The sequence below is a fragment of the Lysobacter enzymogenes genome (assembly GCF_900106525.1).
Taxonomy (GTDB): domain Bacteria; phylum Pseudomonadota; class Gammaproteobacteria; order Xanthomonadales; family Xanthomonadaceae; genus Lysobacter; species Lysobacter enzymogenes.
The window spans coordinates 381035-399173 of record NZ_FNOG01000003.1 but is presented as its reverse complement, the minus strand read 5'-3'; the positions used below and the strand labels follow the sequence as shown (position 1 = coordinate 399173).

The window sequence follows — 18139 nt, the reverse complement described above, 5'->3', positions numbered from 1 at the left end:
TTCTCCCGTCAGATCGCGATGGACTTGAGCTTGCGGCGGCCGCCGTAGATCAGCGTGGCGATGCCGCGCGACACGGTGACCGCGGTGAACACCGAGGTCAGGATGCCGATGATCATGGTGATCGCGAAGCCTTGCAGCGAGCCGGTGCCGAACGCCCACAACGCCACGCCGGCCAGCAGCGCGGTCATGTTGGAGTCGAAGATGGTGCCGGAGGCCTTGTCGTAACCGGTGGCGATCGCCGCCTGCGGCGGTACCCCGGCCCGCAATTCCTCGCGTATGCGTTCGTTGATCAGCACGTTGGCGTCGACCGACATGCCCACCGACAAGGCCAGGCCGGCGAAGCCCGGCAGGCTCATGGTGGCGCCCATCAGCGACATCAGCGCGATCACCATCAGCAGGTTCAGCAGCAGCGCCAGGCAGGTGATGAGGCCGAACATGCGGTAGTAGATCAGGAAGAAGGTCAGCGCGAACACGAACGAGTACAGCACCGCGGTGGTGCCGCGCTTGACGTTCTCCGCGCCGAGGCTCGGGCCGACCACGCGCTCTTCGACGAACACCATCGGCGCGGCCAGGGCGCCGGACTTGAGCTGGTTGGCCAGCGACTTGGACTCTTCCGCGCTCAGGCCGGTGGTCTGGAAGTTCTTGCCGAACACGCCCTGGATGGTGGCCGAGTTGATCACCCGCTCGTCGGTGCGGATCGACTGCACTTCCTTGCCGTCGACGATGGAGGTGGTCGGGATCTGCTCGACGTAGACGATGCCCAGGCGCTTGCCGACGTTCTCCAGCGTGTGGTCGAGCATGCGCTGGCCGCCGACGCTGTTGAGGGTGATCTGCACGCCCTGGCGGCCGGTCTGCGGGTCGGTCATCGGCTGGGCGTTGACCAGCTGATCGCCCGACACCAGCAGGCGCTTGGACAGCAGCAGCGGCACCTTCTGCGCGGTGTAGTAGACGCGCGAATCCGGCGGCACGCTGCGGTCCTTGACCGCGGCGGCGGCGGCGGCTTCCTCGCCGGTGACGGCGCGGAACTCCAGGGTCGCGGTGGCGCCGATCTGGCGCTTGGCCTCGGCGGTGTCCTGCAGGCCCGGCAGCTGGATCACGATGCGGTCGGTGCCCTGGCGCTGGATCACCGGCTCGGCCACGCCGAAGGCGTTGATGCGGTTGCGCAGGGTGTTGAGGTTCTGCTCGATGGCTTCCAGCGAGATCCGGCTGAGCTCGGACTGCGGCACGTCCAGGGTCAGGGTCTGGCCTTCCAGGCTCAGGCCCAGGTTCGGGAACGACTGGCGCAGATGCTGCTGCGCCTTGGCCTTGTCGGCGTTGACGCCGAGGGTGGCGATCAGCGCTTCGTTGCCGCGGCGCACCACCGAGGTGTAGGGCACGCCGGCGTCGCGCAGGGTCGAGCGCACGTCTTCGACATAGGCGTCCAGGCGCTTGTCGAGGGCGGCGTTCTGGTCCACCTGCATGACGAAGTGGACGCCGCCCTGCAAGTCCAGGCCTCGCGGCATCGGCTTGGCGGCCAGCGATTCCAGCCACTGCGGCGCGGTCGGCGCCAGGCTCAGCGCGACCACGTAGTCGCTGCCCAGGCGCGGGCGCAGCAAGTCGGCGGCGCGGGTCTGTTGTTCGGTGTCGGCCAGGCGCACCAGCAGGTTGCCCTGCTCTTCGACCTTGATCGACTTGGCCGGGATCTTGGCCTCGGCCAGGATCCCCTCGATCCGCTTGGCCAGCGGCGCGTCGATCGCGATCGAGCCGGCCTTGGCGGCGGACACCTGGACCGACGGGTCCTGAGGATAGGCGTTGGGCAGCGCATAGATCACGCTGAAGATCAGGACCGCGAGGATGGCGAAGTATTTCCAGCGCGCGAAGGTCAGCATCGAAAACCCCTGCGGCGACCTCCCCGGCCGCCGCTTTTCAAAGTGGCGTGGCGTCGGCTCAGGCCGACTTCAAGGTGCCCTTGGGCAGCACGTTGGAGATGGCGCCGCGCTGCACGCGGATGGCCACGTTCGGCGCGATTTCGACGGTGATGAAGTTCTCGCCGATGTTGGTGACGGTGCCGGCGATGCCGCCGTTGGTCAGCACCTCGTCGCCCTTGGACAGCTTTTCCAGCATCGCCCGGTGTTCCTTGGCGCGCTTCATCTGCGGGCGGAAGATCAGGAAGTACATCACCGCGATCAGAATCAGCGGCAGGACCAGGGTGGTCAGGCCGCCGCCGGCCGACGGAGCGGCGCCCTGGGCGTAGGCGGGAGCGATCAGGAGGTCGAGCAGGTTCATCTGTGAAGTCCTGGAACTAAAATAGCCGGGGATTATGCCACGGCCGGGCCGGGGCTACGGGCGGCCCCGATTTAGGTCGGATCTGGGCCGCGGCGCACGTTTTGGCCCTGGGCCGGGCGCTGTCGCGGCCCGCGCCGGCCCTCGGACGGGGCGGCGGCGGGGTCTGCGGCAGCGGGGAGGCCCTCACCCCTGCCCTCTCCCGCGGGCGGGAGAGGGGGACAGGGAGTTCGCCCGCGGCGCGGGCGAACGGCGTTCTACATGCGTGCGGCGTAGAAGGACTCGCGGAAGGCGGCAAAGGTTCCCTGCTCGATCGCCGCGCGCATCTGCGCCATCAGCCGCTGGTAGTAGCGCAGGTTGTGCAGGGTGCCCAGCATCGGCCCGAGCATCTCGTTGCAGCGGTCCAGGTGGCGCAGGTAGGCGCGGCTGAAGCCGTTGGCGCAGGCGTAGCAGTCGCAGCCCTCTTCGATCGGGCGCAGGTCGCGCTCGTACTTGGCGTTGCGCACCCGCACCGTGCCCTGGGCGGTGAAGTAGTGGCCGTTGCGGGCGTTGCGGGTCGGCATCACGCAATCGAACATGTCCACGCCGCGCGCGACCGATTCGACCAGGTCCTCGGGCCGGCCCACGCCCATCAGATAGCGCGGGCGGTGCTCGGGCAGCTGCGGGCAGGTGTGTTCGAGCATCTCGTTGCGCTCGGCCTCCGGCTCGCCCACCGCCAGGCCGCCGACCGCGTAGCCATCGAAGTCCAGCGCCTTGAGCGCTTGCGCCGAGCGCGTGCGCAGGTCGTGGTGGACGCCGCCCTGGACGATGCCGAACAGCGCCGCGTCGTTGCCCTCGTGGGCGCGCTTGGAGCGCTCGGCCCAGCGCAGGCTCAGCTCCATCGACTTGCGCGCGACCTCTTCGGTGGCCGGGTACGGCGTGCATTCGTCGAAGATCATGACGATGTCCGAATCCAGCACGCGCTGGATCTTCATGCTCTCCTCCGGGCCGAGGAACACCTTGCTGCCGTCGACCGGCGAGGCGAAGGTCACGCCCTGCTCGGTGATCTTGCGCCGGTGCGCGAGCGAGAACACCTGGAAGCCGCCGGAGTCGGTCAGGATCGGGCCGTTCCAGCGGGCGAAGCCGTGCAGGCCGCCGTGGTCGCCGATCACGTCCAGGCCCGGGCGCAGGTACAGATGGAAGGTGTTGCCGAGGATGATCTGCGCGCCGAGGTCGCGCACGTGCTCGGGCATGATGCCCTTGACCGAGCCGTAGGTACCCACCGGCATGAACGCCGGGGTTTCGACCGTGCCGCGCGGAAAGGTCAGCCGGCCGCGGCGCGCGGCGCCGTCTTGACCGAGAAGTTGGAAGGACATGCGGCTCATGCGCGGGTTCCTTGAGTGAGTAGCGGACGCATGCGGGCGACGCGCGGGTGGTTCGGGGGCGTTCGGGGGCGGGATTCGAGCGCAACTCGCGCCGGAACCCTGGTTACCGTCATTCCGGCGAAAGCCGGAATCCATTTTGATTTTGGCGCATGCCGCGACAGATCAAGGTCGACGGCGAAATGGATTCCGGCTTTCGCCGGAACGACGGCCTGGAGGTTCAATGACGGCCTGAAGATTCAATGGCGGCCTGGAGGTTCTCGGTTTCAGGCAACGCAGCAGCACTACGCCGCTTCGCTCCCCCACAACAACATCGCATCGCCGTACGAGAAGAACCGGTAGCGCTGCGCGATCGCGTGCGCATAGGCCTGGAACACGCGGTCCTTGCCGGCGAAGGCCGAGATCATCATCAGCAGCGTGCTTTCCGGCAGATGGAAGTTGGTGACCATCGCGTCGACCGAGCGGATGCGGTAGCCCGGCAGGATGAACAAGCGGGTCTCGCCGGCGAACGGCTGCAGCTCGCCGCCGCCCTGGCGGGTCGCGCTTTCCAGCGCGCGCACCACGGTCGTGCCGACCCCGATCACCCGGCCGCCGGCGGCGCGGGTGCGGCGGACCTGCTCGACCAGGCCGGCGCCGACGTTGAGCCATTCGCTGTGCATCACGTGCTGGGACAGGTCGTCCGCACGCACCGGCTGGAAGGTGCCGGCGCCGACGTGCAGGGTGACCTGGCCGAACTGCACGCCGCGCTCGCGCAGCGCCTGCAGCAGGGTTTCGTCGAAATGCAGGCCGGCGGTCGGCGCCGCCACCGCGCCGACTTCGCGCGCGAACACGGTCTGGTAGCGCTCGGTGTCGTCCTGGCCGGGCTCGCGCTGGATGTACGGCGGCAGCGGCAGGCGGCCGGCATGCAGCAGCCATTGCTCCAGCGATTCGGCGACGTGGAAGCGCAGGCGATAGAACTCGCCGTCGCGGCCGAGCACCTCGGCCTCGCCGCCGGCGTCCAGGGCGATGCGCGCGCCGGCCTTCGGCGACTTGCTCACGCCCAACTGGGCGCGGGCCTCGTTGGAACCCAGCAGGCGCTCGATCAGGATCTCGACCCGGCCGCCGGTGCTCTTGTTGCCGAACAGCCGCGCCGGAATCACCCGGGTGTCGTTGAACACCAGCAGATCGCCGGGCTGCAGCAGCTGCGGCAGGTCGCGGAAGCTGCGATCGGCGAGCGCGGCCGGCGCCGGCGGCACCTGCAGCAGCCGGCTGGCCGAACGTTCGGGCAGCGGCGCCTGGGCGATCAGCTCGGGCGGGAGATCGTAGTGGAAGTCGGACTTTTTCAAGAGGAACCGAAGTAATTGAGCGCGAAGCGCCGCCCCCTCCGAAGCCCGGCCAACCGGACGTTTCCCGGCCAGCCGGCCGGATCGGAGAGAGCAGGAGAACGGGCCATTATCCCGGGTATGGCCCGCGAGCGCCAAAACGGGGGTTCAGGCGGGCCGAAATTCGCGAGTCCCGGACCCGAACGGCGCCGGCCGCGGCCGCAGGCGCAGTTCCCGCAACGGCTTCGGCCGCTACGCGATCTACCTGTAGGAGCGGCGCGAGCCGCGACCGCAGGGGCGCCCGCTCGCGCCGTAAGCCGCGTCGCAGCTGTATTTGCGCGGTCGCAGCTTGCGCAGCTCCTACAGCGAGACTTCGATGCTTACGCGACCCTCAGGCGGAAACGACACGCCCGCACCCCAACCTCACAACCACCCGTTCTGCCGCGCCCGCCGATACGCCTCGATCCGGTTGCTGCTGTCGAGCTTGCCGATCGCCTCGGACAGGTAGTTGCGCACCGTGCCCTGGCTCAGATGCAGGCGCTCGCCGATCTCGGCCGTCGACAGGCCTTCGCCGGCCAGCCGCAGCACCTGGCGCTCGCGTTCGGTCAGCGGGTCTTCGTCGCTCCAGGCCGCCACCGCCAGTTGCGGGTCGATCGCGCGGCCGCCGCGGTGCACCTGGCGCAGCGCCTCGGCCAGTTGCCCGGCCGGCGCGTCCTTGAGCAGATAGCCGCGCACGCCGGCGTCCATCGCCCGGCGCAGGTAGCCGGCGCGGCCGAAGGTGGTGACGATCACCACCCGCGTCGGCATGCCCGAGTCGCGCACGCGCATGGCCAGGTCGATGCCGGTCATGCCGGGCATTTCGATATCGGTCACCACCATGTCCGGCTGCACCCGCTTGACCGCCTCCCAGGCCTGGGCGCCGTCGCCGGCCTCGGCGATCACTTCGATGTCGGGTTCCAGGTTCAACAGCGCGGCCAAGGCGCCGCGCACCAGGGCTTGGTCTTCGGCGAGAAGCAGGCGGATCATGCGGTACCTCGTTCGAGCAGCGCCGGTTGGCGCACGGACCCGGCGGGAGCGGCGGAGGCCGGCAGCCGGCGCGCGGCGCTGAGCGCCTCGCGCGACACCAGCAGGCTCAAGCGCGTGCCCGCGCCGGGGGGAGATTCGATTTCCAGCACGCCGCCGACCGAGCGCAGGCGCTCGCGCATGCCGGTCAGGCCGTGGCCTTCGGCGCACACGCCGCCGCGGCCGTCGTCGACGATGCGCAGGGCGATGCCGCCGCGCGCGTCCTGGGTCAGTTCCACCTCGACCCGGCGCGCGCGCGCATGCCGCAGCACGTTGGTGACCGACTCGCGCAGCGCCAGCGCCAGCGCGGTTTCCACCGCCACCGGCAGGTCGATCGGGTCGAGCCGCTGGTCCAGGCTGATCTCGCCGCCGAGCAGGGCCAACCGCGCCGCGGCCAGTTCGGCCTGCAGGCCGTTGGCGCGGATCCCGGCGACCGCTTCGCGCACCTGGGTCAGCGCTTCGCGCGCGACCCGCTCGACCTCGCTGATCTGGTCCTGCGCGGCGCGCTTGTCGTGTTCGATCAGGCGCGCGGCCAATTGCGATTTGAGCACCACCACCGACAAGGTGTGGCCGAGCAGGTCGTGCAGGTCGCGACCGATGCGCTCGCGCTCGGCCAGGCTGGCCAGCCGCCGCACTTCTTCCTGGGTCAGGCGCAGTTCGGCGTTGCGGCGCTCGCGCGAGCGCGCGGCCAGCACGCCGGTGAACACGATCGCGCCGACCAGCGACTGGATCAGCACGCTGAACACCGGCGCGCCCTGCGCCGGCAAGGTCGCGATCGACTCGGCCGCGAACAGCGCGAACAGCGCCACGGTCAGCGACAGCCCGCGCCACAGCGGCAGGAAGCTGGCGATCATGCCGGCGGAGAAAATCAGGTAAGTGCCGCCGCCGATGCCGAACGGCACGGTGACGAAGCCCAGCCCCGCCACCGCCAGCACCAGCCACAGCCGCAAGGTGGCGCCGCCGCGATAGAACGCCCAATACAGCGGCAGGAACACCAGCACCGAGGCCACCGCCATGGCCAGGATCCACCACGGCGCCGGGAAGTTGAACACCGGGATGAACACGAAGCTCAGGTACAGCAGCGACGCCAGGTGCCAACCCAGCAGGTTGTCGTTGGCGTCGAGCGGTGGGCCGGGCGTGCGCATGAGGGTGTGGATCCTGGAGGTCGGGCGCGTCGCGCCGTGCGTGCCGCCGTAGCGGGCGGCGACGGCGGCGAAGATCGCGGCGAAGGCGGCGCGGCCGGGCGATCCCTCCTCGGTGCGCGGCGCGGCAGCGGGAAATGAACGATTCGGATGCACGCAGGCCACGAACGATGCGGACTTTAGCGGAGTTCGACGGGTTCGGCCGAACCGCCCGTCCCGCCCCGCCGCAGGCGCCGGCCGGATGCGGCCGTAGCCCGCTCCAGGCCGCCCGCGCGCGGCGCGGCGGCGGCGCGCACGGCCGCCGGCGCGGCGCAGGCGGCGCGGGCATAGGCCGGCATGCGCGCCGGCGCGCGCAGCGGCAGCGGCGCCGGGCGCGGCTGGCGCGCGGTCGCGGCGACGACGCGGTGGAACGGATGGATCGCGCTCATGGCTTGCCTCGCGGACGCCGATGTCGGATGCCACTGTCGGTTCCGGCGCCCGCGCCCGGCAGTGCGGCCAGCCACCGATCGCCGGTGACAAGCGTCACGAACCCCGCCGCGGCCGGCCCGAAGCGGCCACGACTGCGGCCCGGCGCAGGGGGTTATCGAGCCTGGGAGGACGTGATAGACTCCCATAAATCATTGAAATGAAACGAAAAATCGTCAAAAGGCCATGGCCTTACGCAAAAATTTTGCGTGGTTTTCCGGCGTTTCAAGGAGTTAGCTGAACACCCATTCCCGTTGTGAGAGATGGCGCTTGGCGGCCCGGGGGGCCGCTGCAACTGCGAGGGTCCGGCCAGGGGGCGGACCGGTCTGCTCACGCAACAACCGGCAGGACGCCGACGACACGAAACACAGGAGACCGCCATGACCCACCTGCTCGCCCAACTCGCGCCGCTGCGCGCCCACGCCGGCCAGCGCCGCACCGTCGGCCTGGACGACGAGACCGTCGCCCGCTTCGCCGTCAACCATCCGGAGCTGGCCGAAGCCATCGCCGCCGCGGCCGCCGAGTACGCGCTGATCCGCGACCTGCACGCCGACCTGCTCGACCTCGACGAGGACGCGCAGATCCAGGCGATCCAGGCCGGCTACGTCAACTTCTACCCCGACGACGGCGTCAACCCCTACGTCGCCCTGAGCGCGCGCGGCCCGTGGGTCGTCACCCTCAAGGGCGCGGTGCTGCACGACTCCGGCGGCTACGGCATGCTCGGCTTCGGCCACACCCCCTCGGCGGTGATCGCGGCGATGGCCAAGCCGCAGGTAATGGCCAACATCATGACCCCGTCGCTGTCGCAGCTGCGCTTCGAGCGCGCCCTGCGCGGGGCCATCGGCATCGAACGCGGCGGCTGCCCGTACGAGCGCTTCTTCTGCCTCAACTCGGGCTCCGAATCGGTCTCGCTGGCCGCGCGCATCGCCGACGTCAACAGCAAGCTGATGACCGACCCGGGCGCGCGCCACGCCGGCCGCGCGATCAAGCGCCTGGTCATCAAGGGCAGCTTCCACGGCCGCACCGAGCGCCCGGCGCTGTACTCGGATTCCTCGCGCAAGGCCTACAGCCAGCACCTGGCCAGCTTCCGCGGCGAAGACTCGGTGATCGCGATCGAGCCCTACGACGCCGACGCGCTGAAGAAAGCCTTCGCCGACGCCGAAGCCAAGGGCTGGTTCATCGAGGCGATGTTCCTGGAGCCGGTGATGGGCGAAGGCGACCCGGGCCGCGGCGTGCCGGCGAGCTTCTACGCGCTGGCGCGCGAGCTGACCCGCGACCACGGCTCGCTGCTGCTGGTCGACTCGATCCAGGCCGGCCTGCGCGCCCACGGCGTGCTGTCGATCGTCGACTACCCGGGCTTCGAAGGCCTCGACGCGCCGGACATGGAGACCTACTCCAAGGCGCTCAACGCCGGCCAGTACCCGCTGTCGGTGCTCGCCGTCGGCGAGCGCGTGGCCTCGCTGTACCGCAAGGGCCTGTACGGCAACACCATGACCAGCAACCCGCGCGCGCTCGACGTCGCCGTCGCCGTGCTCGAGCAGGTCACGCCCGAACTGCGCGCCAACATCCGCAACCGCGGCGCCGAGGCCATCGAAAAGCTCGAGAAGCTCAAGCACGAGCTCGGCGGCCTGATCACCAAGGTCCAGGGCACCGGCCTGCTGTTCTCGTGCGAGCTGGCCCCGCAGTTCAAGTGCTTCGGCGCCGGCTCCACCGAGGAATGGCTGCGCGAGCGCGGCATCGGCGTGATCCACGGCGGCGCCAACTCGCTGCGCTTCACCCCCAACTTCACCATCGCCAGCGACGAGCTGGAGCTGCTGGTGTCGATGGTCGGCCGCGCCCTGCGCGAAGGGCCGCGGGCGCAGCAGGCCGCGGCGGCTTGACGGCAGGAGTTGGCGCATAGGAGCTAGGAGTCAGCGAAGAGCGGCGCTGGTGCTTTCGCTGACTTCTATCTAGATTCTGCTTCTCTATCTCCCAGCTTTCAGGAAACCGAATGATCCGTCTGTCCAACAAGGAAACCGGCGCCGATATCGGCGAGATCAGCGAGGAAGAGCTGCAGATCCTGGTGCTGGCGCTGGAAGAGGAAGACAGCAAGGACCAGGACTACTGGATCGACCATGCCACCGTGGACATGATCGAGATCGATCATCTCAACGCCGGCTCGCTGATCACCGTGCTGCGCGCGGCGATCGGCGACAGCGACGGGGTCGAGATCCGCTACGTGCGTACGGCCTGAGGCCGCGGCGCGGGCCGGCTGCGGCATGCCGCGGCCCTGCCTGCGCGATGCGTCCGCCCCGCGCACCGGCTGAGTCCGTCATGGCGCTCGACCTGATCCAGGCCCGGCACGAACGCGAGATCCACGCCTCGCGCCGGCTGTTCGCCATCGACGAACGCTTGCATGCGCAGTTGTTCGCCCGCGCGCAGCCGCGCAGCGCGTATCCGCTGCTGCACCAGCTGCGCGACTACTACGCCGACACCACGCTGCTGCTCGGCGAATTGCCGCGGCTGCTGGAAGAGCTGACACGGATCGCCGCGCAGTTCACCGAGCCCAGCCAAGTGCATGAGTTCGCGCGCTTCGTCGAGCAAGCCATCGCCGATGGCGACAATCTGTACGCCACCGCCGACTGAATTACCGCGCGACCGTCGCGCGGGTTTCGCGCCTGGAGCGCGGACTCCGCATCGCCCGGCCGCGCCACCGCACTCCCCGCGACGCCCCACGTCGCTACCCGCCGCGGGGCGGGAACGGCCGCCAACGCGCGCCGAACTTGCGCCCCGCCCGACAACCATCAATCCTTTGCGGCAAGGATCGCCCGCACCCGCCCGAGACCACCGCATGAAAATCGTCGAAGTCCGCCACCCCTTGGTCCAACACAAGCTCGGCCTGATGCGCCGCGCCGACAACAGCACCAAGTCGTTCCGCGAACTGGCCTCGGAAGTGGCCACGCTGCTCACTTACGAAGCCACCGCGGACCTTGAAACCGAAGAAGCCGTGGTCGAAGGCTGGGCCGGGCCGGTGACCACGCGCAAGATCAAGGGCGCCAAGGTCACCCTGGTGCCGATCCTGCGCGCCGGCCTGGGCATGCTGCCGGGCGTGCTGGAGCTGATCCCGGCGGCCAAGGTCGGCGTGGTCGGCCTGCAGCGCGACGAGGAAACCCTGCAACCGGTCGGCTATTACGAGAAGCTCACCGGCCGCATGGACGAGCGCACCGCGCTGATCCTCGACCCGATGCTGGCCACCGGCGGCAGCCTGATCGCCACCATCGACCTGCTCAAGGCCGCCGGCTGCAAGCGCATCAAGGGCCTGTTCCTGGTCGCCGCGCCCGAAGGCCTGAAGGCGCTGGAAGCCCGCCACCCGGACGTGGAAGTGTTCACCGCCTCGGTCGACGAGCGCCTCAACGAAGTCGGCTACATCCTGCCGGGGCTCGGGGACGCCGGCGACAAGATCTTCGGTACCAAGCATTACTCCTGATCCGCGTTCGCACGACGCGACACGGCATCCCGAAGCCCCTGCAGGAGCGGCGCAAGTCGCGACCGCGACACCGCACATACGGCGGAAGCCCGACGCCGCTTCGCGCTGCCCGCCGTCGCGCGAGCGGAGCGAAGATCAAAATGGATTCCGGCTTTCGCCGGAATGACGAGTGTTGGGAGAACGCGGACGCTCGTAGGCGAACGCACGCCCTGCATGTCCCGTCATTCCGGCGAAAGCCGGAATCCATTTCGATGTCCACGCCTACGCTGCGCGCTTTTGCCGCCGCGCTCGCAACCACAGCAGCAACGCCGCCGCCAAGGCCACGCCCGCGACCAGCCAGCCCCACGGCCAGCGGTCGTCGCGCGGTTGTTCGCCCAGCACGGTCGCGATGGGCCGCGGCGGCGCGGTATTGAGCGCGGCCGCGGCCGCTTCGGGCTTGAGCCGCCAGGCCGCGTCGCGCAGTTCCAGCTTGCCTTCCAACGGCGGCAGGCGCAGTTCGCGCCAGCTCACGCGCAGGTCGCCGATCTGCGGCGCGAGCGGATTCTCCGAGCTGCCCAGGCCGTCGCCTTCGGGCTGGAACGTCGCCGACAGATTCGCCGGCAGCCGGCTGAAGTTGGGCCGGAAGACTTTCCACTCGCCCAGCGCGCGCAGCACCTCGCTGTCGAGCGGGCGGCCGTCCAGCGTCGCCGACTCCGACCACCAGCGCCGGTTCTCCAGCGGCATGCGTGTGGGATTGACGTGGCCGGGCGCGAACTGCGAGGAATCGATCGGCGCGGAATTCCAGATCCGCTCGTAACCGCCCTGCCCCGCGACCGGATCGGCGCTGCGCCGCCACTGGTACATCTCCACTCGCCGGTCCAGGCCGAACTGGCGGCTGAGCACGCCGAAATCGCGATCGCGCAGGCCCGGGCCGGCGACCGGTTCGCCGAGCGGCTCGCCACTGTCCTCGTCCTGCGCCGCGGCCGGCGCCGCCACGCACACCATCGCCGCGAGCGCGAATGCGAACCACGCGCGCACCGCGGCGAAACGATTCATGCCGCCAGCGCCCTGGCCTGCAACTCGGCGACTTCGTGCGCGGTGCCGAACTTGCCCTTGTCGTCGCGCACCACCTGGGCCAGCGCGCAGCCCGGGTCGTGGGTGAAGAACAGATGCACGTTGCGCTCGAGCTTGTCGCCGAGGAAGGCGCGCTTCTCGTCGATCAGCAGCTCGGCGTTGCGGTCGTAGCCCATGGTGATCGGCACGTGCACCCACGGCCGGCCCGGGATCAGGTCGGCGCAGAACACCACGCCGCCGTGGGCGCGGCCGTCGACGGTCTCGGGGCCGACGATTTCGGCCAGCATCAATCCCGGCGTGTGGCCGTGGCTGTAGTGGAAACGCACGCTGTCGCCGAGCAGTTGCGAATGCTCGCCGTCGACCAGCTCCAGCCGGCCGGTGGCTTCCAGCAAGTCCGGCAGTTCGGCGATGAAACTGGCGCGGTCGCGCGGATGCGGATGGCGCGCGCGCTCGTAGTGCTCGCGGCCGATCAGGTAGTGCGCGTTGGGGAACAGCAGGCGCGCCGGCTCGCCTTCGGCCCACGGCGCCAGCAGGCCGCCGGCGTGGTCGAAGTGCAGGTGCGAGAGCACCACCACGTCGATGTCCGCCGGCGCGAAGCCGGCCTGCGCCAGCGAATCGACCAACACGTGGCGCTGCTCGACCACGCCGTAGCGCTCGCGCAGCTTGGGTTCGAAGAACGCGCCGATGCCGGTTTCGAACAGCACCGTCTTGCCGGCCAGCGGCGCGGCCAGCAGCGCGCGGCAGGCCAGGTCGATGCGGTTGTGCTCGTCCGGCGGCGCCCACTTGGACCACATCGCGCGCGGCGCGTTGCCGAACATCGCGCCGCCGTCGAGCTTCTGCGAGTTGCCCAGGATCGACCAGAGTTTCATGGCTGCATCGCCCTCGCGGGCGTCGGCTGAATGTGGCTCGATTTTAGGCGTTGCTGCGTGAAGCGGGAATGGGGAACCGGCGATGCGACGCAGGAAAACCGAATGCTCGCCTCCGATCGCCTATTTCCCGTTCCCCGGCGTCACTGCGGCGTAGCTGCGGTTGCGAAGTGGAAAATGAACTCGCCGTCGCGCGGATCGGCCGCGACCACCTTCACCGGCGCCAGCGCGCGTTCGGCGACCAAGGTGCCGGTGCCGCTGGCCGAGAGCTTGCTGATCAGGCCGCCGGAGCGGCCGCTGATCTTCACCAGCATTTCCTGGCCCGGCACCAGGGTCACGCGGCCCATCGACGGATCGCTGGTGCGCGGCGTGGCGATGCGGGTGTCCTCGGCGTCGTTGTAATCGCGAGAAGGCAGTTCGAACAGGTCCTGGCCGCCGGCGCTGACATCGAAGGTCCACGAGGTGCTGCCGCTGGTGCCGTCGTTGACGACTTCGATCTTCTCCAACGTCAGCACCACCGAATAGCGGGTCGGCGCCTTCGGCTGGGCCGGTTGCGCCAGCGGCGCGGACGCGGCCGGCGCGGCGGCGGCGGACACGGCCGGCTTCTTCTCCTTGAGCCCGCCGATCTCGCGCACGTTGTTGATCAACGTGGTCAGGGTGACGAGGAAGGCCACCAGCGCCACCGAGATCGTCGGCAGGCGGGTGTACCAGCGCTTGTCGTTGTCGTCGCTCACTGCCGTGGTCCCCTGTGCGGCCGCGTCCGGGTGCGGCTATGGGGCGCAATCTACCTTGCGAAGGCGGAATCGGGAATGAGGGCAATCCAGGCGACGGCAGGGCCGGTGCGGCCTTCGCTGCCCGGCCGGCCCCGATTGCCGCGCCTTTACGGCTCGGCGCTTACGGCTTGCTCAGCAGCACATCCGCCTTGCCGACCGGATTGCGCGGATCGGTCCCGCCCGACAGCACGTCGGCGCGCTTGTCCCACATCACCGTCTGCAGGTTGCCCCAGGTCGATTCGCCGGCGTTGACCTTGTGGCCCATCGCCTGCAGCTTGGCCACGGTGTCGGCATCCAGCGCGCCGGCCTCGGCCGAGATCGCGTCGGGCATCCACTGGTGGTGGATGCGCGGCTGCGCGGCGACCTGCTGCGGGCTCAGGCCGGCGTCGTAGGCCAGCACCGCCAGCAGCACCTGGGTGATGATGCGGCTGCCGCCGGGCGCGCCGACCGCGATCACCTTGTCCTTGGATTCCAGGAAGCTCGGCGTCATCGAGCTGAGCATGCGCTTGCCCGGCTCCGGCGCGTTGGCGGCGAAGCCCATCACGCCGAAGGCGTTGGGCGTGCCCGGACGCAGGGCGAAGTCGTCCATCTCGTTGTTGAGCAGCACGCCGGTGCCCGGCGCGACCATGCCCGAGCCGTACAGCAGGTTGACCGTCTGGGTCGCCGAGACCCGGTTGCCTTCGCCGTCGATGATCGAGAAATGGGTGGTCTCGTCGTCTTCCAGCGGCGCCGGCTGGCCCGGCAGCAGGTCGCTGGGCGTGGCCTTGTCCGGGTGGATGGTGGCGCGCAGGCCGGCGGCGTAGTCGGCGCTGGTCAGCCGCCGCAGCGGGATCTTCACGAAGTCCGGATCGCCGAGGTAAATGGTGCGGTCGCGGTAAGCGCGGCGCATGGCCTCGGCGATGATGTGGGTGCGGTGGGCCGGGTCGAGCTTGCCCAGGTCCCAGCCTTCGAGCATCTGCAGGATTTCGGCGAACGCCACCCCGCCCGACGACGGCGGCGGCGCGGTGACGATGTCCCAGCCGCGGTACTTCAACCGCAGCGGTTCGCGCTCGACCACCTTGTAGCCGGACAATTCTTCAGGCTTCCACTGCCCGCCTTCCTCCTTGACCGCGGCCAGCAGCTTGGCCCCGACTTCGCCGCGATAGAACCCGTCGAAGCCCTTGGCGGCCAACAGTTCCAGGGTGCGCGCCAGATCGGGCTGCTTGAGTATTTCGCCGGCCTTGGGCGGCGAACCGTCGGCGAGGAACACTTCGCGGGTGCCGCGGTAGCGCTCCATCACCTCGCGCCGGCTGCCATAGCCCTTCTCCAGGCGCGGATAGACCTCGAAGCCGTCGCGGGCGATGCGGATCGCCGGCGCCAGCGAGGTCTTCAGCGGCAACTTGCCGTACTTCTGCGCCAGGTGCACCAGCGCCGCCGGCAAGCCGGGAATGCCGGCCGACCACGGGCCGTTGGTGGCGCGGTCGCGGTTGAGTTCGCCCTTGGCGTCGAGGTAAGCGGCCGGCGTGGCCGCGGCCGGCGCGGTTTCGCGAGCGTCGACGAACACGTCGCGCCCGCTCTTGGCGTCGTGCAGCAGGAAGAAGCCGCCGCCGCCGATGCCGGAGCTGATCGGCTCGACCACCGACAAGGTCGAAGACACCGCGATCGCCGCATCGAAGGCGTTGCCGCCCTGGCGCACGATGTCCAGGCCGGCCTGGGTCGACAGCGAATGCGCGCTGGCGATGACGGTGCCCGGCGGATGCGCGGCGGCGGGCTTGTTCGCAGCGGCCTTGTTCGAAGTCGGCTTGCTCGAAGCGGGCTTCGCCGCCTGCGCGCGCGCGCCCTGGGCCGGCGCTTCGCAATAGGCGGGGGCGGCGATCAGCAGCAACGAGGCCAGCAACCAGGGGGACAGCAGACCGGCTCGCGGCCACGGCGCCTTGCGCATCGGGTTCACTCCTGTTGTAGACGGCGCAGCTTGTCGAGCAACTGCGTTTCGCTTTCGACGAACTCGGGATCTTTGTCGATGCATTCCACCGGACACACCATCACGCACTGCGGCTCGTCGTAATGGCCGACGCACTCGGTGCAGCGCGCCGGGTCGATGACATAGATGCTCTCGCCCTGGGCGATGGCCTGATTCGGGCAGGCCGGCTCGCAGACGTCGCAGTTGACGCAGAGTTCGTTGATCTTCAGCGACATGGGCGGTTCGAAGACGCCGGCGCAATGGTTCGCAGTGCGCGGGGGGCCGGCTCGGACGCCCAGTTTAGGCCGCCGCCGGCCCGGGGCATAGCGCCGCGCCGGGATGCTGCGTGCCGCGGCGAGCGCTGCGCGGCGCGGGCCGGGCCTGGCGGGGCTTTCCCGCGGAACGGGTCGGGGGCGAACCCAAAAAGATTCGGGCCGCCCAAAGGCGGCCCGAATCGGCAAACCCGTCTTTCGGCCAAAGCCGCGCCGCAAGGGCGCCGCGGGCTTACTTCACTTCGACGAAGTTGTAGTTCACGCCGGCCGGCGTCACCGCGGCCTTGACGCGATCGTTGTCGGCGGCGGCGCCGACGAAGATGAACTTCACGCCCTTCATGGTGTTCGGGTCGACCTTGGAGAACGAGGCCACCGCCAGATCCGCCGACTTGGCCGAGTCCGGCGAGCCGAACGCCACCAGGTTGCCTTCCAGCACGCCGCGGCTCATGTCGGTCTGGGCCTTTTCCAGCATGCGCTCGTAGTCGCCCTGGAAGGTCGGCGCGTCGGGCGCCGGCAGGGTGTAGACGTAGGTGCTGCCGCTGACGCCGTCGAGGTTGCGCTTGATCACGTCGGTCAGATAAGCGTTCCAGGCGTTCTCGTCGCTGGTCTTGGGCGCCGACAGCGGCGCGGCCTGGGTGGCGACCTCCTTCTGCTCCTCTTTCTTGCACGCGGCGACGAACGGCAGCGCCAGGCAGGCGATCAACATCAGGCGGGAGGAAGTCTTCATCGTTAGGCCCCTTGGGTATCGGTTCGGGTGTGGCGTTGCGGAATGGATCGGACGGGAGCGGCCTGCGGTCGTCGGCAGGCGCGCGGTCAGGACTTGCTGCGCTGCCACTCGGCCTGCAGCGCTTGCGCCACTGCCGGCGGCACGAAGCCGGAAACGTCGCCGCCCAGGCGCGCGATTTCGCGCACCAGCGACGAGGAAATGAAGCCGTACTGCTCGGCCGGGGTCAGGAACAAGGTCTCGACATCGGGAATCAGGTGGCGGTTCATGCTCGCCAGCTGGAACTCGTATTCGAAGTCGGACACCGCGCGCAGGCCGCGCAGCAGCACGCCGCCGCCGACTTCGGCGACGAAGTGGGCGAGCAGGCTGTTGAAGCCGCGCACCTCGACGTGGGCGTGGTGGGCCACCGCCTGGCGCGCCAGGTCCACGCGCACCTGCAGCGGCAGCGCCGGGCCCTTGCCGGGGCTTTCGGCCACGCCGATGACCATGCGCTCGAACAGCGGCGCGGCGCGGTCGACCAGGTCGATGTGGCCGTTGGTGATCGGGTCGAACGTGCCGGGATAAACGGCGGTACGCAGGCGGGCCGAGCTCATTCGTGGGGTCGTTCTTGGCGGGAAAGAGCGGGGGCGGGTAGGCCTCCCCCGCCGGTTGCGGCGCAGTGTAGCAGCCGTCCGCGCGCGGGGAAGCCCGCGCGCAGGGGCGCAAACCGCCGCTGTGCGGCCACTTGCGCGGCCGCTCGCCGCCCGCTTGCGGCGGCGCCCGGGCCGGGGCCGCGCTCAGCCAGCGCGGCGGTACAGGGCGTAGCGCACCTCGCGCGTACTGCCCTCGCGGTGCGCGATCCACGCCGCCGGCAACGCCAGCGGCGCGTCCAGCGGGGCTTCCACGTACAGCCAGGCCGAAGGCGCCAGCCTCGGCAACAGCGCCGGCCACACCGCGTCCCACAGCCCGGCCGCGAACGGCGGGTCGACGAAGGCCAGGTCGAAGCCGGGCGCGTCCGCGAGCGGCGGTTGCGCCAGCCAGGCCAGCGCGTCGGCCTGGACCACCTGCGCGGCCTCGCCGCCGGGCAGGCGCGCGGCCAGCGCACGAAGCTCCGCGGCCAGGGCCGGATCGCGCTCGACCAGCACCGCGCTGGCGGCGCCGCGCGACAAGGCCTCCATGCCCAGCGCGCCGCTGCCGGCGAACAGGTCGAGCGCGCGCGCGCCGGGCAGCATCGGCTGCAGCCAGTTGAACAAGGTCTCGCGGACCCGGTCGGAGGTCGGGCGCAGGCCCGGCGCGTCGCCGACGTTCAGGCGGGTGCCGCGCCAGCGGCCGCCGATGATGCGCACCTTGCCGGCCTGGCCGCGGCCGGGCGCGTTGCCGCCGCGTCCCGAAGAGGCCGCGGCGGGATGGGCCGGCGTGCGTGCGCCGGAGCGGCCGCGCTTGGACATGTTCATCTCGGACCGTGGTTCATCGG

At 70.1% G+C, this 18139-nt stretch carries 19 protein-coding genes; 4 read left to right on the top strand and 15 right to left on the bottom strand.

Translation table 11 applies throughout. From position 1 onward, the window contains the following. Window positions 1-8: 8 nt before the first annotated feature. The 7 genes from secD to BLU84_RS09560 form a co-directional block, all read right to left on the bottom strand. Window positions 9-1868: a protein translocase subunit SecD gene (secD, locus tag BLU84_RS09590; protein ID WP_074865740.1), complete on the bottom strand. Its 1860-nt coding sequence runs from the start codon at window positions 1866-1868 to the stop codon at window positions 9-11. A 58-nt stretch (window positions 1869-1926) separates the two neighbouring features. Further along, on the bottom strand, window positions 1927-2265 hold the full coding sequence (gene yajC / locus BLU84_RS09585) for a preprotein translocase subunit YajC (protein WP_074865736.1): 339 nt from the start codon (window positions 2263-2265) through the stop codon (window positions 1927-1929). 254 nt (window positions 2266-2519) lie between these two features. Continuing rightward, window positions 2520-3626 (bottom strand): tRNA guanosine(34) transglycosylase Tgt, encoded by a 1107-nt coding sequence (tgt, locus tag BLU84_RS09580; RefSeq protein WP_074865733.1) that lies wholly within the window; start codon window positions 3624-3626, stop codon window positions 2520-2522. Between the two features lie 281 nt (window positions 3627-3907). After that, window positions 3908-4948 carry a tRNA preQ1(34) S-adenosylmethionine ribosyltransferase-isomerase QueA gene (gene queA, locus BLU84_RS09575; RefSeq protein ID WP_074865730.1) on the bottom strand — a complete coding sequence of 347 codons (1041 nt, stop codon included), beginning with the start codon at window positions 4946-4948 and terminating at the stop codon, window positions 3908-3910. 399 nt (window positions 4949-5347) lie between these two features. After that, the gene (locus BLU84_RS09570) at window positions 5348-5950 is read right to left on the bottom strand and encodes a response regulator transcription factor (protein ID WP_074865727.1); all 603 of its coding nucleotides are present in this window, start codon (window positions 5948-5950) and stop codon (window positions 5348-5350) included. Then, window positions 5947-7131, bottom strand: coding sequence for a sensor histidine kinase (locus BLU84_RS09565; RefSeq protein ID WP_139174870.1), 1185 nt, complete (start codon window positions 7129-7131; stop codon window positions 5947-5949). Before BLU84_RS09565 ends, BLU84_RS09570 begins: the two co-directional genes overlap by 4 nt. Window positions 7132-7307: 176 nt before the next feature. After that, window positions 7308-7556, bottom strand: coding sequence for a hypothetical protein (locus tag BLU84_RS09560; RefSeq protein ID WP_074865721.1), 249 nt, complete (start codon window positions 7554-7556; stop codon window positions 7308-7310). A gap of 417 nt (window positions 7557-7973) precedes the next feature. Between BLU84_RS09560 and BLU84_RS09555 the strand changes: the two genes are divergently transcribed. From BLU84_RS09555 to upp, 4 genes are all read left to right on the top strand, one after another. Further along, window positions 7974-9473, top strand: coding sequence for an aminotransferase class III-fold pyridoxal phosphate-dependent enzyme (locus BLU84_RS09555; protein WP_074865719.1), 1500 nt, complete (start codon window positions 7974-7976; stop codon window positions 9471-9473). A gap of 110 nt (window positions 9474-9583) precedes the next feature. Continuing rightward, window positions 9584-9826 (top strand): hypothetical protein, encoded by a 243-nt coding sequence (locus BLU84_RS09550; RefSeq protein ID WP_057948353.1) that lies wholly within the window; start codon window positions 9584-9586, stop codon window positions 9824-9826. Between the two features lie 80 nt (window positions 9827-9906). Beyond that, entirely contained in the window at window positions 9907-10218 is a 312-nt protein-coding gene (locus BLU84_RS09545) for a hypothetical protein (protein WP_074865717.1), read from the top strand. Window positions 10219-10423: 205 nt separating this feature from the next. After that, the gene (gene upp, locus BLU84_RS09540) at window positions 10424-11059 is read left to right on the top strand and encodes a uracil phosphoribosyltransferase (protein WP_074865714.1); all 636 of its coding nucleotides are present in this window, start codon (window positions 10424-10426) and stop codon (window positions 11057-11059) included. A gap of 261 nt (window positions 11060-11320) precedes the next feature. On the opposite strand, the gene BLU84_RS09535 is transcribed toward upp, so the two are convergent. The 8 genes from BLU84_RS09535 to rsmD form a co-directional block, all read right to left on the bottom strand. Beyond that, window positions 11321-12094, bottom strand: coding sequence for a TMEM43 family protein (locus BLU84_RS09535; protein WP_074865710.1), 774 nt, complete (start codon window positions 12092-12094; stop codon window positions 11321-11323). Beyond that, a complete protein-coding gene (locus tag BLU84_RS09530; RefSeq protein WP_074865707.1) occupies window positions 12091-12981 on the bottom strand; it encodes an MBL fold metallo-hydrolase in 891 nt (296 codons plus the stop codon). Before BLU84_RS09530 ends, BLU84_RS09535 begins: the two co-directional genes overlap by 4 nt. 140 nt (window positions 12982-13121) lie before the next feature. Next, the gene (locus BLU84_RS09525; RefSeq protein ID WP_074865704.1) at window positions 13122-13712 is read right to left on the bottom strand and encodes a hypothetical protein; all 591 of its coding nucleotides are present in this window, start codon (window positions 13710-13712) and stop codon (window positions 13122-13124) included. 160 nt (window positions 13713-13872) lie between these two features. Continuing rightward, a complete protein-coding gene (gene ggt, locus BLU84_RS09520) occupies window positions 13873-15624 on the bottom strand; it encodes a gamma-glutamyltransferase (RefSeq protein WP_425479355.1) in 1752 nt (583 codons plus the stop codon). Window positions 15625-15677: 53 nt separating this feature from the next. Further along, window positions 15678-15926, bottom strand: a complete 249-nt coding sequence (locus BLU84_RS09515) for a YfhL family 4Fe-4S dicluster ferredoxin (protein WP_074865699.1) — start codon at window positions 15924-15926, stop codon at window positions 15678-15680. A gap of 268 nt (window positions 15927-16194) precedes the next feature. Further along, window positions 16195-16689 carry a hypothetical protein gene (locus tag BLU84_RS09510; RefSeq protein WP_074865696.1) on the bottom strand — a complete coding sequence of 165 codons (495 nt, stop codon included), beginning with the start codon at window positions 16687-16689 and terminating at the stop codon, window positions 16195-16197. Window positions 16690-16775: 86 nt separating this feature from the next. Next, window positions 16776-17279 carry a pantetheine-phosphate adenylyltransferase gene (gene coaD, locus BLU84_RS09505; RefSeq protein ID WP_074865693.1) on the bottom strand — a complete coding sequence of 168 codons (504 nt, stop codon included), beginning with the start codon at window positions 17277-17279 and terminating at the stop codon, window positions 16776-16778. Window positions 17280-17462: 183 nt separating this feature from the next. After that, window positions 17463-18113, bottom strand: a complete 651-nt coding sequence (gene rsmD / locus BLU84_RS09500) for a 16S rRNA (guanine(966)-N(2))-methyltransferase RsmD (protein WP_083382500.1) — start codon at window positions 18111-18113, stop codon at window positions 17463-17465. Window positions 18114-18139 lie beyond the last annotated feature (26 nt).

Bases quoted from the DNA above. Each gene is read 5' to 3' on its own strand.
- BLU84_RS09545 (WP_074865717.1), top strand. From the start codon at position 9,907: ATGGCGCTCGACCTGATCCAGGCCCGGCACGAACGCGAGATCCACGCC.
- BLU84_RS09515 (WP_074865699.1), bottom strand. From the start codon at position 15,926: ATGTCGCTGAAGATCAACGAACTCTGCGTCAACTGCGACGTCTGCGAG.
- tgt (WP_074865733.1), bottom strand. From the start codon at position 3,626: ATGAGCCGCATGTCCTTCCAACTTCTCGGTCAAGACGGCGCCGCGCGC.
- BLU84_RS09535 (WP_074865710.1), bottom strand. From the start codon at position 12,094: ATGAATCGTTTCGCCGCGGTGCGCGCGTGGTTCGCATTCGCGCTCGCG.
- BLU84_RS09550 (WP_057948353.1), top strand. From the start codon at position 9,584: ATGATCCGTCTGTCCAACAAGGAAACCGGCGCCGATATCGGCGAGATC.
- BLU84_RS09560 (WP_074865721.1), bottom strand. From the start codon at position 7,556: ATGAGCGCGATCCATCCGTTCCACCGCGTCGTCGCCGCGACCGCGCGC.
- rsmD (WP_083382500.1), bottom strand. From the start codon at position 18,113: ATGTCCAAGCGCGGCCGCTCCGGCGCACGCACGCCGGCCCATCCCGCC.
- upp (WP_074865714.1), top strand. From the start codon at position 10,424: ATGAAAATCGTCGAAGTCCGCCACCCCTTGGTCCAACACAAGCTCGGC.
- yajC (WP_074865736.1), bottom strand. From the start codon at position 2,265: ATGAACCTGCTCGACCTCCTGATCGCTCCCGCCTACGCCCAGGGCGCC.
- coaD (WP_074865693.1), bottom strand. From the start codon at position 17,279: ATGAGCTCGGCCCGCCTGCGTACCGCCGTTTATCCCGGCACGTTCGAC.
- BLU84_RS09555 (WP_074865719.1), top strand. From the start codon at position 7,974: ATGACCCACCTGCTCGCCCAACTCGCGCCGCTGCGCGCCCACGCCGGC.
- BLU84_RS09530 (WP_074865707.1), bottom strand. From the start codon at position 12,981: ATGAAACTCTGGTCGATCCTGGGCAACTCGCAGAAGCTCGACGGCGGC.
- BLU84_RS09510 (WP_074865696.1), bottom strand. From the start codon at position 16,689: ATGAAGACTTCCTCCCGCCTGATGTTGATCGCCTGCCTGGCGCTGCCG.
- BLU84_RS09570 (WP_074865727.1), bottom strand. From the start codon at position 5,950: ATGATCCGCCTGCTTCTCGCCGAAGACCAAGCCCTGGTGCGCGGCGCC.
- BLU84_RS09565 (WP_139174870.1), bottom strand. From the start codon at position 7,131: ATGCGCACGCCCGGCCCACCGCTCGACGCCAACGACAACCTGCTGGGT.
- secD (WP_074865740.1), bottom strand. From the start codon at position 1,868: ATGCTGACCTTCGCGCGCTGGAAATACTTCGCCATCCTCGCGGTCCTG.